Source organism: Enterobacter sp. WI-ESBL-E8 (assembly GCF_053364895.1).
The window spans coordinates 4,413,310-4,426,655 of record NZ_JBRWXJ010000001.1 but is presented as its reverse complement, the minus strand read 5'-3'; the positions used below and the strand labels follow the sequence as shown (position 1 = coordinate 4,426,655).

Here is a 13,346-nt window from a genome sequence, read left to right as displayed (position 1 = left end):
CCTTGTTGCAACCCAAAATCCTTAGAAGATTAACTAGCGTAGGCCGGGTAAGCGAAGCGCCACCCGGCAATAATTTCAAAAAGGGGCTTTAGCCCCTTTTTTGTCTGGAGAATTTATTATGGCGAAAGAATTTGGTCGCCCACAGCGCGTAGCGCAGGAAATGCAGAAAGAGATCGCACTCATTCTGCAACGTGAAATCAAAGACCCACGCGTTGGTATGATGACCACCGTGTCTGGCGTTGAGATGTCCCGCGATCTGGCTTATGCCAAAGTGTTCGTGACTTTCCTGAACGATCAGGACGAAGCCGCGGTGAAAAACGGCATTAAAGCGCTGCAGGAAGCCTCTGGTTTCATCCGCTCTCTGCTCGGCAAAGCGATGCGCCTGCGTATCGTGCCTGAACTGACCTTCTTCTACGACAACTCGCTGGTCGAAGGTATGCGCATGTCCAACCTGGTGACCAGCGTGGTTAAACATGACGATGAGCGTCGTGTTAACCCGGCGGACGACAGCAAGGAGGACTGATGAGTCGTCCTCGTCGTCGCGGTCGCGACGTGCATGGCGTACTGCTGCTGGATAAACCGCAGGGCGCATCCAGCAACGACGTGCTGCAAAAAGTTAAGCGTATTTTTAACGCCAACCGTGCGGGCCACACCGGCGCGCTCGATCCGCTGGCAACCGGTATGCTGCCGGTCTGTCTGGGAGAGGCAACAAAGTTTTCCCAGTACCTGCTCGACTCCGATAAGCGTTATCGCGTCATTGCTAAACTGGGCCAGCGCACGGATACCTCCGATGCGGATGGCCAGGTGGTGGAAGAACGCCCGGTGACGTTCAGCCCTGAACAGCTTGATGCGGCGCTGGAGAGCTTCCGCGGGGACACGATGCAGGTGCCGTCGATGTATTCGGCGCTGAAATATCAGGGCAAAAAACTCTACGAATATGCGCGTCAGGGCATTGAAGTCCCGCGTGAAGCCCGCCCGATAACCGTGTATGAGCTGCTCTTTATTCGCCACGAGGGTGACGAGCTGGAGCTGGAAGTTCACTGTTCTAAAGGGACGTATATTCGCACCATTATCGACGACCTCGGGGAAAAGCTGGGCTGCGGCGCGCATGTGATTTACCTGCGCCGACTGGCGGTGAGCAAGTACCCGGTCGAGCGGATGGTGACCCTGGAACAGCTGCGCGAGCTGGTTGAACAGGCGGAATCGCAGGGGATTGCATCGGCAGATTTGCTCGATCCCTTGCTGATGCCGATGGACAGTCCGGCAGCAGACTTTCCGGTGGTTAATCTTCCTTTTACATCGTCCGTTTACTTTAAGAACGGCAATCCGGTTCGTACGACGGAAGCGCCGCTGGAAGGGCTGGTCCGCGTCACCGAAGGTGACGAAGGTAAGTTCATCGGGATGGGCGAAATGGATGGCGAAGGGCGCGTTGCGCCGCGTCGTCTGGTCGTCGAATATCCGGTCGAAGCGTGATGGCGATAACGGCTCACCTTGCGATAAGCAGGGGAGACGAGTAGAATATCGCCGCTTAACGCCTGGTAAATTGTTTAACAATCTGCGGGGCGTACATTGGATTGCTGAATTAGAGATCGGCATCCTTACATTCTTTATACTTTGGAGTTTGAAAATGTCTCTAAGCGTTGAAGCTAAAGCTAAAATCGTTTCTGAGTTTGGTCGTGGTACTAACGACAGCGGTTCTACCGAAGTTCAGGTTGCACTGCTGACTGCACAGATTAACCACCTGCAGGGTCACTTTGCAGAGCACAAAAAAGATCACCACAGCCGTCGTGGTCTGCTGCGTATGGTTTCTCAGCGTCGTAAACTGCTCGACTACCTGAAACGTAAAGATGTTGCACGCTACACCGCGCTGATCGAGCGTCTGGGTCTGCGTCGCTAAGTCTTGCGAGTTTCAGAAAAGGGGGCCTGATGGCCCCTTTTTTCAACCAGACGGCAGCAATTCACTGGAAACTATTGTATTGTTGCTATAAATGATCTTCATTGCAGAGGTTCGCGCGGCTAATGAGAGGCTTCACCCATGGGGGTGTTGGTTGTCATTAGTCGCGAGGATGCGAAGAAGGTCGGGTTAAATCGACAGCACACCGGTGGTGTGCTGTCAAACATTTAAGAAAGGACAGAACTTTGCTGAATCCGATCGTTCGTAAATTCCAGTATGGTCAACATACCGTCACGCTGGAAACCGGCATGATGGCACGTCAGGCTACTGCTGCCGTTATGGTAAGCATGGATGACACTGCGGTATTCGTTACCGTAGTTGGCCAGAAAAAAGCTAAACCAGGTCAGGACTTCTTCCCGCTGACCGTTAACTACCAGGAGCGTACCTACGCTGCCGGTAAAATCCCGGGTGGTTTCTTCCGTCGTGAAGGCCGTCCAAGCGAAGGCGAAACCCTGATCGCGCGTCTGATTGACCGCCCGGTTCGTCCGCTGTTCCCGGAAGGCTTCGTTAACGAAGTGCAGGTTATTGCGACCGTTGTTTCCGTTAACCCACAGGTTAACCCGGACATCGTGGCGATGATCGGTGCCTCTGCTGCCCTGTCACTGTCTGGTATTCCATTCAATGGCCCAATCGGTGCAGCGCGCGTTGGCTACATCAACGACCAGTATGTGCTGAACCCAACCCAGGAAGAGCTGAAAGAAAGTAAGCTGGACCTGGTTGTTGCGGGCACTGAAGCCGCTGTGCTGATGGTTGAATCCGAAGCTGAACTCCTTAGCGAAGACCAGATGCTGGGCGCTGTGGTCTTTGGCCACGATCAGCAGCAGGTTGTTATCCAGAACATCAACGACCTGGTGAAAGAAGCCGGTAAACCACGTTGGGACTGGCAGCCAGAAGCGGTAAACGACGCGCTGAACGCACGCGTTGCTGCACTGGCAGAATCTCGCCTGAGCGATGCATACCGTATCACTGACAAACAAGAGCGTTATGCTCAGGTTGACGTGATCAAGTCTGAAACTATCGCGACGCTGGTTGCTGAAGACGAAGCGCTGGATGCTAACGAGCTGAGCGAAATTCTGCACGCAATCGAGAAAAACGTTGTTCGTAGCCGCGTTCTGGCAGGCGAGCCGCGTATCGATGGCCGTGAAAAAGACATGATCCGTGGTCTGGATGTGCGCACTGGCGTACTGCCACGTACTCACGGTTCTGCACTGTTCACCCGTGGCGAAACGCAGGCGCTGGTTACTGCAACGCTGGGTACCGCGCGTGATGCACAGAACATCGACGAACTGATGGGCGAGCGTACTGACAGCTTCCTGTTCCACTATAACTTCCCTCCGTACTCCGTAGGTGAAACCGGTATGGTAGGTTCGCCTAAGCGTCGTGAAATTGGTCACGGTCGTCTGGCGAAGCGCGGCGTGCTGGCAGTGATGCCAGAAGCGGATAAATTCCCGTACACCGTTCGTGTGGTTTCTGAAATCACCGAATCCAACGGTTCTTCTTCAATGGCTTCCGTGTGTGGCGCATCTCTGGCGCTGATGGATGCAGGCGTGCCGATCAAAGCCGCTGTTGCGGGTATCGCAATGGGCCTGGTGAAAGAAGGCGACAACTATGTTGTTCTGTCTGACATTCTGGGCGACGAAGACCACCTGGGCGATATGGACTTCAAAGTGGCGGGTTCCCGCGACGGTATCTCTGCTCTGCAGATGGATATCAAAATTGAAGGTATCACCAAAGAGATCATGCAGGTTGCTCTGAACCAGGCTAAAGGTGCGCGTCTGCACATCCTGGGCGTGATGGAACAGGCGATTAATGCGCCACGCGGCGACATTTCCCAGTTCGCACCGCGTATCCACACCATCAAGATCAATCCAGACAAGATCAAAGATGTTATCGGTAAGGGCGGTTCCGTCATCCGTGCGCTGACCGAAGAGACTGGCACCACTATCGAAATCGAAGATGACGGTACTGTGAAAATCGCAGCAACCGACGGCGAGAAAGCGAAATTCGCCATTCGTCGCATCGAAGAAATCACTGCAGAAATCGAAGTGGGCCGCGTCTACGCAGGTAAAGTGACCCGTATCGTTGACTTTGGCGCGTTCGTTGCCATCGGTGGCGGTAAAGAAGGTCTGGTCCACATCTCTCAGATCGCTGATAAGCGTGTTGAGAAAGTGACTGATTACCTGCAGATGGGTCAGGAAGTACCGGTTAAAGTTCTGGAAGTTGATCGCCAGGGCCGCATCCGTCTGAGCATTAAAGAAGCAACCGAGCAGTCTCAGCCAGCTGCTGCGCCAGAAGCACAGGCAGCAGAACAGCAAGGCGAGTAAGTTGCAATTTGCCCTCCGCTTTGCGGAGGGCCTATTATCAGGCAGGACGCCTTGTTAAGCCGCCGGGGGACAGGACGTTCATCCAATTGTTGTCTTCGGGAGTGGGAAATGAAGCCTTTTTTGCGCTGGTGTTTCGTTGCGACAGCTTTAACGCTGGCAGGATGCAGCAACTCTGCCTGGCGTAAGAGCGAAGTCCTCGCAGTGCCATTGCAACCGACTTTGCAGCAGGAAGTGATCCTGGCACGCATGGAACAAATACTTGCCAGTCGGGCTTTAACCGATGACGAACGCGCACAGCTTTTATATGAGCGCGGAGTGTTGTATGATAGTCTCGGTCTGAGGGCATTAGCGCGAAATGATTTTTCACAAGCGCTGGCTATCCGACCTGATATGCCTGAAGTATTCAATTACTTAGGCATTTATTTAACGCAGGCAGGCAATTTTGATGCTGCCTATGAAGCGTTTGATTCTGTACTTGAGCTTGATCCAACTTACAACTACGCGCACTTGAATCGCGGTATCGCCTTGTATTACGGCGGTCGTGATAAGTTAGCGCAAGATGATCTGCTGGCGTTTTATCAAGACGATCCTAATGATCCTTTCCGTAGCCTGTGGCTTTACATCGTTGAGCAGAAGCTCGATGAGAAGCAGGCAAAAGAGGCACTGAAACAGCGCTTCGATAAATCGGACAAGGAACAGTGGGGATGGAACATTGTCGAGTTCTACCTGGGCAACATTAGCGAAGCAACGCTGATGGAACGCCTCAAGGCGGACGCAACGGATAACACCTCGCTCGCTGAGCATCTCAGTGAAACCAACTTCTATTTAGGTAAGTACTACCTAAGTCTGGGGGATATGGACAGCGCTACGGCACTGTTCAAATTAGCGGTTGCTAACAACGTACACAACTTCGTTGAGCACCGTTATGCATTGTTGGAATTATCGCTCTTGGGCCAGGAGCAAGACGACCTGGCAGAATCGGACCAGCAATAGCTGACGACATAAACATCAGCCCGTAATCTTTTTGATTGCCATCATCTTAACTGGTGAGGGCGTTGTTGTTCGTCAATACACCTACTTTGAGCCGGTTCACACTTTTCAATGAAAATTGCTAATCATTTTCACGATGAGCTAAGTAGACTGGCCGCCATTAATATCGAGGCACTTGTACTACATGGCTGAATTCGAAACCACTTTTGCAGATCTGGGCCTGAAGGCTCCTATCCTTGAAGCCCTTAACGATCTGGGTTACGAAAAACCATCTCCGATCCAGGCTGAGTGTATCCCACACCTGCTTTCTGGTCGTGACGTGCTGGGCATGGCCCAGACTGGTAGCGGTAAAACCGCAGCATTCTCGCTGCCGCTGCTGAACAACATTGATCCGGACCTGCGTGCACCGCAGATCCTCGTCCTTGCTCCAACCCGTGAACTGGCTGTTCAGGTTGCAGAAGCAATGACGGAATTCTCTAAACATATGCGCGGCGTAAACGTGGTAGCCCTGTACGGCGGCCAGCGTTATGACGTGCAGTTACGCGCCCTGCGCCAGGGCCCACAGATTGTTGTCGGTACGCCGGGCCGTCTGCTGGATCACCTGAAGCGTGGTACTCTGGACCTCTCTAAACTGAGCGGCCTGGTACTGGATGAAGCAGATGAAATGCTGCGTATGGGCTTCATCGAAGACGTCGAAACCATCATGGCGCAGATCCCAGACGGTCATCAGACTGCGCTGTTCTCTGCCACCATGCCAGAAGCAATTCGTCGTATCACCAAACGCTTCATGAAAGATCCTCAGGAAGTGCGCATTCAGTCAAGCGTAACCACTCGCCCGGACATCAGCCAGAGCTACTGGTCTGTGTACGGCATGCGTAAAAACGAAGCGCTGGTACGTTTCCTGGAAGCGGAAGATTTTGATGCGGCGATTATCTTCGTTCGTACCAAAAACGCGACCCTGGAAGTGGCTGAAGCGCTGGAGCGCAGCGGTTACAACAGCGCAGCGCTGAACGGCGACATGAACCAGGCTCTGCGTGAGCAGACTCTGGAGCGTCTGAAAGACGGTCGTCTGGATATCCTGATTGCAACCGACGTGGCAGCACGCGGCCTGGACGTTGAGCGTATCAGCCTGGTTGTTAACTACGACATCCCGATGGACTCCGAGTCTTACGTTCACCGTATCGGCCGTACCGGTCGTGCGGGTCGTGCGGGTCGTGCGCTGCTGTTCGTTGAGAACCGCGAGCGTCGTCTGCTGCGTAACATCGAACGCACCATGAAGCTGACCATTCCAGAAGCTGACCTGCCAAACGCAGATCTGCTGGGCAAACGCCGTCTGGAAAAATTCGCCGCGAAAGTACAGCAGCAGCTGGAAAGTAGCGATCTGGATCAGTACCGTGCGCTGCTGTCGCAGATTCAGCCTACCGCTGAAGGCGAAGAGCTGGACATGGAAACCCTGGCTGCAGCACTGCTGAAAATGGCTCAGGGCGAACGTAGCCTGATCGTGCCACCAGATGCACCGATGCGTCCTAAGCGTGAGTTCCGTGACCGTGACGAACGCTTCGAGCGTCGTGCTGACCGTAACGATCGTGGCCCACGTGGTGACCGTCCAGAGCGTGGTGGTGAAGACCGTCCACGTCGTGAACGTCGTGACGCGGGTGACATGGAACTGTACCGCATTGAAGTGGGCCGTGATGATGGCGTTGAAGTTCGTCACATCGTTGGCGCGATCGCTAACGAAGGCGACATCAGCAGCCGTTACATTGGTAACATCAAGCTGTTCGCTTCCCACTCTACCATCGAACTGCCAAAAGGCATGCCGGGTGAAGTACTGCAGCACTTTACGCGTACCCGCATCCTGAACAAGCCGATGAACATGCAGCTGATGGGTGATGCACAGCCACGCCCTGACCGCGGCGGTGAACGTCGTGGCGGTGGTCGCAGCTTCGGTGGCGAACGTCGTGAAGGCGGTCGCAGCGAAGGTCGCGGTGGTGAAGGTCGTCGTTTCTCCGGCGAGCGCCGCGAAAACCGTGGCCCACGTCGTGAAGAAGGCACCAGCCGTCGCCGTGACGCGTAAGCCTTACGTAACTGACGTAAAGTAAAATATACAGCCCCGATACATGCTATCGGGGCTTTTTTTATTCCTTTTGTACTCTTGTACTGGTGCAGTGTGTCACATTAAAATGCAGAACCACATTTTTGACTGGAGATAAGGCTGTATGGCGACACTAACCACCACCCAAACGTCACCTTCGCTGCTTGGCGGCGTGGTGATCATCGGCGGAACCATCATTGGTGCCGGGATGTTTTCCCTGCCCGTGGTCATGTCCGGTGCGTGGTTCTTCTGGTCGCTGGCCGCGCTGGTCTTTACCTGGTTCTGCATGCTCCATTCCGGGCTGATGATCCTCGAAGCCAACCTGAACTACCGCATTGGCTCCAGCTTCGACACCATCACCAAAGATCTGCTGGGCAAAGGCTGGAACCTGGTGAATGGCCTCTCCATCGCGTTTGTGCTCTATATCCTGACCTATGCGTATATTTCGGCGAGCGGCTCGATTCTGCATCACACCTTCTCGGAGATGTCGCTGAACGTTCCGGCGCGTCTGGCGGGATTGTGCTTTGCGCTGGGCGTGGCGTTTATCGTCTGGATGAGTACCAAAGCGGTGAGCCGGATGACGGCCATCGTACTGGGTGCAAAGGTTATCACCTTCTTCCTGACGTTCGGCAGCCTGCTGGGGCACGTAACGCCGGCAACGCTGTTTAACGTCGCCGAAGTGAATACTTCCTACACGCCGTATTTGCTGATGACACTGCCGTTCTGCCTGGCGTCGTTTGGCTACCATGGGAACGTGCCGAGCCTGATGAAATACTACGGCAAGGATCCGCGCACCATTGTGAAGTGCCTGGTCTACGGTACGCTGCTGGCGCTGGGGCTGTACGTCATCTGGCTGCTTGGGACAATGGGCAACATCCCGCGCCCGGAATTTATCGGCATTGCGCAGAAGGGCGGGAATATCGATGTGCTGGTGCAGGCGCTGAGCGGCGTGTTGAACAGCCGCAGTCTGGATCTGCTGCTGGTGGTGTTCTCCAACTTTGCGGTAGCGAGCTCTTTCCTCGGGGTGACGCTGGGCCTGTTTGACTACCTGGCGGATCTGTTTGGCTTTGATGATTCTGCGATGGGGCGCTTCAAAACCGCGCTGCTGACCTTCCTGCCACCGATTGTGGGCGGCCTGCTGTGGCCGAACGGTTTCCTGTACGCCATCGGCTATGCCGGACTGGCGGCGACCATCTGGGCGGCAATTGTGCCGGCGCTGCTGGCCCGTAAATCACGTAAACGCTTCGGCAGCCCAAAATTCCGCGTCTGGGGCGGCAAGCCGATGATTGCACTGATACTGGTGTTTGGCGTTGGTAACGCGCTGGTCCACGTGCTGTCGAGTTTTAACCTGTTGCCTGTTTACCATTAAATCGTGCGGCCTGATCCCCTCACCCCGGCCCTCTCCCGAAGGGAGAGGGAGAAAACCGTAGGCCGGATAAGGCGAAGCCGCCATCCGGCAAAAAAACTACCCCACCAACTCCTCTTTCACCTGCATCGCCAGCTCAAACGAGTGCAAACGTGCCTGGTGATCGAAAATCTGGCCGTTAACCATAATCTCATCGGCCTGCGTCTCGCGCAGCACCGCTTCAAGCCCGTGACGCACCTTCGCTTTATCACCCACCAACGACATGCTCAGCGCCTGTTGAACGCCATACTGCTCGGAGGCTGACCACAGCTGGTGCATATTCTCCACCGGCGGCGGAAGCTGGCCCGTCTCCCCGCGACGCAGCTTCACAAACGCCTGCTGCATGGAGGTAAACAGGAATTCCGCATCGCGATTGCTATCAGCAGCAATGATGTTGATACACACCATCGCGTACGGTTTCTCCAGCCGTTCGGAGGGTTTGAAGTTCGTGCGGTAGAGATGCAGCGCCTGATGCAGCATATCCGGTGCGAAGTGTGAGGCGAACGCGAACGGCAGCCCAAGCTGCGCGGCGAGCTGTGCGCTATACAGGCTTGATCCCAACAACCAAACCGGGATCTTCTCACCGTAGCCCGGCACCGGGCGCACGTGCGGGTTAGGATCGCGCGCGTCGAACCAGTCCACCAGCTCGGCCACGTCGCGCGGGAAGTTGTCGATATCGCCGCTCATATGGCGGCGCAGGGCGCGCATGGTTGGCTGATCGCTGCCCGGCGCCCGGCCAAGCCCTAAATCTATGCGGCCCGGATAGAGCGTATTCAGCGTGCCAAACTGCTCGGCAATCACCAGCGGGGCGTGGTTCGGCAGCATCACGCCGCCGGAGCCCAGGTGCAGGGTAGTGGTATTTGCCGCCAGATAGCCGATCAGAACCGAGGTCGCGGCGCTGGCGATGCCCACCATGTTGTGGTGCTCGGCCAGCCAGTAGCGGTGATAGCCGCGCTTTTCAGCCAGACGTGCAAGATCCAGAGAGTGGGAAAAGGCCTCTCTTGCCGAGGAGCCTTGTGGGATCGGCGCCAGATCCAGCACCGAAAACGGAATGGTTTTGTCGGTCATAACAGCTCACTTTGTCGACGGTGAATCTTTAATATTGCATTAAAAAATCATAACCGTTGTTAACAAAGTGAGCCTTTTTTACGCCTGCAGCTCCAGCCCGGCGAGACGTTTCCAGTAGCCGTTGCAGTCGCTGTTAGCCTGCAGCGGCAGCGGTGCGGCACCGTTTTCGTTGGCGCGGAAGGCGTCCAGCATCGCGAACACGCCGGTATCCAGCGGCGACAAACGCACCATATCCACCAGCCCGTCCATCGACGCCAGCTCGTTGCCGAGGTTATAGACATAGCCGCTCATGGTCTGTATGCCGTTCAGGACAAACACCTGCTGGTTTTCCTGCGACAGCATGCTGCGCCCGTTCGGGTACTTGATGCAGCAGGTTTCGCATTCGTCTTTCGGGCGGTCTTCCGAGCGTGCGGTAAAGCAGCGGGCGGAGTAGGCCAGCGGCAGATGCCCGTAGCTCAGCACTTCCACTTCAAACTGATTGCGAATACCCAGCTCGTCGCACTGATTCAGCAGGTTTTCCAGCCAGTCGCGGGAGAGTTCAACCGGCATGCACCAGCGCATCATCCCCTGCTTAAGCAGCAGGCGCAGGGTCACGGCGTTATAGCAGTTCAGGGCATGGCCCGCGACAAACGGCAGTTTGCGTTCAGCGCACATGTTCACCACACCGAGATCGCTCGCTTCCAGCAGGAATTCGCCGTTCTCCACGTAGCGTTTTAGCTCGCCCAGTTCGGAAGAGGCCTGAACCAGCGCGAGCGTCGAAAGCACCACCTGCTTGCCGCTTCCGGCGAGGGTTTTCGCCATATCCAGCCAGTCGCCTACTTTGGTGGCGCGGCGCTTGCTGCATACCGCTTCGCCGAGGTAAATCACATCGGCGCTGCTGGCGGCGGCCTGTTGGTAAAAATCTTCCAGCGTCTCTTTTGGCCAGTAGTAGAGCACCGGCCCTAATGAATATTTCATGATTATCTCACTGCCATTTACGGTGATACGCGCCCAGCGTGGTTTGCGTGCCTTCGGACATCGACCCAAGCGTCTCCATCCACGCCGGCTGCGGGGCGTAGTTCTGCGGATCCGCCATGCAGCGGTCAATGGCCTGACGCCAGACTTTCGCTACCTGGCTCACGTAGGCCGGGCTGCGCTGACGACCTTCGATTTTCACCGAGGCAATATTGGCCGCCAGCAGTTCCGGCAGCAGCTCCAGCGTGTTGAGGCTGGTGGGCTCTTCCAGCGCGTGGTAGCGCTCGCCGTCGACCAGATAGCGGCCTTTACACAGGGTTGGATAACCGGCGTTTTCACCGTCCTGATAGCGGTCGATCAGCACCTCATTCAGGCGAGATTCCAGCCCCTGCGGCGTTTGCTGCCAGCGGACAAAGCGGGCAGGGGAGCAGGCTCCGACGGTATTAGGCGATTCCCCGGTTAAATAAGAGGAGAGGTAGCACCGGCCTTCGGCCATGATGCACAGGCTGCCGAAGGCGAAAACTTCCAGCGGCACTGGCGTGACGCGCGCGAGTTGCTTAACCTGATGAATAGAGAGAACGCGCGGCAGCACCACGCGGGCCACGTCAAAGTGTTGATGATAAAAACGTACGGCCTCTTCGTTGGTGGCGGATGCCTGAACAGAGACGTGGCGCTCAATATGGGGATAGCGTTCTGACGCATACTCAAGCATGGCGAGATCGGCCAGGATCAGCGCATCGGCCCCCAGCTGTGCTGCCATATCCACCGCGCGCTGCCAGCGGGCGTAGCCGTCAGGATGGGCAAAGGTGTTGATGGCGATATGCAGTTTGCGGCGGTGCTGGTGAACGAAGTTAACGGCTTCCTGAAGCTTTTTCTCCGTAAAGTTGAGGCCAGCAAAATGGCGGGCGTTGGTATCATCCTTCAGCCCGATATAGACCGCATCGGCCCCATTTTCGATGGCCGCCTTAAGCGCCGGAAGGTTTCCGGCAGGGCAGAGCAGCTCCATAATTTATCCTGATGTAGTCGATCGCAAAATTGTTAACGAGCTGGGATTTTAATTAACCCATACGCGACAATTTTTGATTTAAGGCAGCTAATGGCGTATTGATGACACCAATAATGAGGTACCCCGGAGGACGGTTTGTTGATTTACGCCGCTATGTTGTCCTTCGGATATGGCAAAATAGCAGGACTATAGATATCAGGGAGTAAAGCTCGTGCTGGATAAACTGCGTTCACGTCTCGTACAATTTGGTCCATCAATGCTGAGCGTGCCGGTAAAGCTGGCGCCGTTCGCGCTTAAACGCCAGGTGCTGGAGCAGGTCCTGACCTGGCAGTTTCGTCAGGCGCTGCAGGATGGCGAGCTGGAATTCCTGGAAGGCCGCTGGTTAAGCATTGAGGTGCGCGACATCGGGCTGCGCTGGTTTACCTCCGTTGAGAATGACCAGCTGATCGTACGTGAATCCGCCGACGCGGATGTGAGCTTTAGCGCCAACGCCAGCGATCTGCTGATGATCGCCGCGCGCAAGCAAGACCCGGACACGCTCTTCTTCCAGCGCCGTCTGGTGATTGAAGGCGATACGGAGCTTGGCCTGTACGTTAAGAATTTAATGGATGCCATTGAGCTGGAGCAGATGCCGAAAGCGCTGCGCGTGATGTTAATGCAAATGGCAGATTTCGTTGAGGCCGGGCTGAAAACCCCGCCGGACGGTAAACACACTTCAGTAGGTGAGCCATGCTGATTCGAGTCGAAATTGGGATTGATGCGCCGGGGATCGATGCGCTGCTGCGCCGCTCTTTTGCGAGCGATGCTGAAGCCCAACTGGTCCACGATCTTCGCGAAGACGGCCTGATAACGCTGGGGCTGGTTGCCACCGATGACGAAGGTCAGGTGGTGGGCTATGTTGCCTTCAGTCCGGTCATCGTCCAGGGCGAAGAGCTCCAGTGGGTAGGAATGGCGCCGCTGGCGGTAGATGAAAGCTATCGCGGGCAGGGACTGGCGCGTCAGCTGGTCTATGAAGGACTGGATTCGCTCAATGAGTTCGGTTATGCGGCCGTTGTGACGCTGGGCGATCCGGCGTTCTATGGTCGTTTAGGCTTTGAGCAGGCCGCGCATTACGATCTCCGCTGCCGCTGGCCGGGGACGGAATCCGCCTTCCAGGTGCATCGTCTGGCGGACGACGCGCTCAACGGCGTGAATGGCCTGGTTGAGTACCACGACCATTTCAATCGCTTTTAATCAGGCTCTCGCGTAGCGCCTCAAAGGAGCCGTCTCCGGTCACGAGGCGCTCTTTCTGGCGCTTCGTCAGCTGCTTAATTCGGTATTCCAGCCTGAGCGCCAGCGATCTGTCGCCCACGGCGGCTGAAAATGCCAGCTGCAGTTCCCCTTTTCCCCGCAGCGCCTTCGCCCCTTTCCCCGTTTGATGCTGTAAAAAACGCCGCGCCACATCGGTGGTGATCCCGGTGTAGAGAGCGTTATCAGCGGTTCGGACGAGATAGAGAAACCAGCACACGGTAAACGGATTCAGTATGTTAAGGTGAACGCACCATAGCATGAGA

Annotated in this window: 14 protein-coding genes; 10 read left to right on the top strand and 4 right to left on the bottom strand. The window is 55.8% G+C overall.

Annotated elements, in window-relative coordinates:
- The first annotated feature begins 118 nt into the window (after window positions 1-118).
- From rbfA to mtr, 8 genes are all read left to right on the top strand, one after another.
- Complete coding sequence (gene rbfA, locus ACWHWP_RS21060; protein WP_003024988.1) at window positions 119-523, top strand: 30S ribosome-binding factor RbfA; 405 nt, start codon at window positions 119-121, stop codon at window positions 521-523.
- The gene (truB, locus tag ACWHWP_RS21055) at window positions 523-1,473 is read left to right on the top strand and encodes a tRNA pseudouridine(55) synthase TruB (RefSeq protein WP_447856320.1); all 951 of its coding nucleotides are present in this window, start codon (window positions 523-525) and stop codon (window positions 1,471-1,473) included. The genes rbfA and truB overlap by 1 nt, the downstream gene beginning before the upstream one ends.
- 154 nt (window positions 1,474-1,627) lie before the next feature.
- The gene (rpsO, locus tag ACWHWP_RS21050; protein ID WP_003861789.1) at window positions 1,628-1,897 is read left to right on the top strand and encodes a 30S ribosomal protein S15; all 270 of its coding nucleotides are present in this window, start codon (window positions 1,628-1,630) and stop codon (window positions 1,895-1,897) included.
- A gap of 242 nt (window positions 1,898-2,139) precedes the next feature.
- Window positions 2,140-4,278 carry a polyribonucleotide nucleotidyltransferase gene (pnp, locus tag ACWHWP_RS21045; RefSeq protein ID WP_063429171.1) on the top strand — a complete coding sequence of 713 codons (2,139 nt, stop codon included), beginning with the start codon at window positions 2,140-2,142 and terminating at the stop codon, window positions 4,276-4,278.
- A 108-nt stretch (window positions 4,279-4,386) separates the two neighbouring features.
- Window positions 4,387-5,271 carry a lipoprotein NlpI gene (gene nlpI / locus ACWHWP_RS21040; protein ID WP_017693920.1) on the top strand — a complete coding sequence of 295 codons (885 nt, stop codon included), beginning with the start codon at window positions 4,387-4,389 and terminating at the stop codon, window positions 5,269-5,271.
- Between the two features lie 108 nt (window positions 5,272-5,379).
- Window positions 5,380-5,460, top strand: coding sequence for a protein YrbN (yrbN, locus tag ACWHWP_RS21035; RefSeq protein WP_097397692.1), 81 nt, complete (start codon window positions 5,380-5,382; stop codon window positions 5,458-5,460).
- A complete protein-coding gene (locus ACWHWP_RS21030) occupies window positions 5,453-7,342 on the top strand; it encodes a DEAD/DEAH family ATP-dependent RNA helicase (RefSeq protein ID WP_063429173.1) in 1,890 nt (629 codons plus the stop codon). Before yrbN ends, ACWHWP_RS21030 begins: the two co-directional genes overlap by 8 nt.
- A gap of 142 nt (window positions 7,343-7,484) precedes the next feature.
- Complete coding sequence (mtr, locus tag ACWHWP_RS21025; protein ID WP_059312176.1) at window positions 7,485-8,729, top strand: tryptophan permease; 1,245 nt, start codon at window positions 7,485-7,487, stop codon at window positions 8,727-8,729.
- 96 nt (window positions 8,730-8,825) lie between these two features.
- On the opposite strand, the gene ACWHWP_RS21020 is transcribed toward mtr, so the two are convergent.
- From ACWHWP_RS21020 to ubiU, 3 genes are all read right to left on the bottom strand, one after another.
- Complete coding sequence (locus ACWHWP_RS21020) at window positions 8,826-9,833, bottom strand: luciferase-like monooxygenase (protein WP_047347718.1); 1,008 nt, start codon at window positions 9,831-9,833, stop codon at window positions 8,826-8,828.
- 78 nt (window positions 9,834-9,911) lie between these two features.
- Window positions 9,912-10,790 carry a U32 family peptidase gene (locus tag ACWHWP_RS21015; protein ID WP_063429176.1) on the bottom strand — a complete coding sequence of 293 codons (879 nt, stop codon included), beginning with the start codon at window positions 10,788-10,790 and terminating at the stop codon, window positions 9,912-9,914.
- 7 nt (window positions 10,791-10,797) lie between these two features.
- On the bottom strand, window positions 10,798-11,793 hold the full coding sequence (gene ubiU, locus ACWHWP_RS21010; RefSeq protein ID WP_059312179.1) for a ubiquinone anaerobic biosynthesis protein UbiU: 996 nt from the start codon (window positions 11,791-11,793) through the stop codon (window positions 10,798-10,800).
- A gap of 211 nt (window positions 11,794-12,004) precedes the next feature.
- Here ubiU and ubiT point away from each other — a divergent pair, with 211 nt between their 5' ends.
- Window positions 12,005-12,529, top strand: a complete 525-nt coding sequence (gene ubiT / locus ACWHWP_RS21005) for a ubiquinone anaerobic biosynthesis accessory factor UbiT (protein WP_447856318.1) — start codon at window positions 12,005-12,007, stop codon at window positions 12,527-12,529.
- On the top strand, window positions 12,523-13,026 hold the full coding sequence (locus tag ACWHWP_RS21000) for a GNAT family N-acetyltransferase (protein WP_447856316.1): 504 nt from the start codon (window positions 12,523-12,525) through the stop codon (window positions 13,024-13,026). The genes ubiT and ACWHWP_RS21000 overlap by 7 nt, the downstream gene beginning before the upstream one ends.
- Here ACWHWP_RS21000 and ACWHWP_RS20995 read toward each other — a convergent pair.
- Window positions 13,013-13,342: a GIY-YIG nuclease family protein gene (locus ACWHWP_RS20995; RefSeq protein WP_023309323.1), complete on the bottom strand. Its 330-nt coding sequence runs from the start codon at window positions 13,340-13,342 to the stop codon at window positions 13,013-13,015. The genes ACWHWP_RS21000 and ACWHWP_RS20995 overlap by 14 nt on opposite strands.
- Window positions 13,343-13,346: the final 4 nt, after the last annotated feature.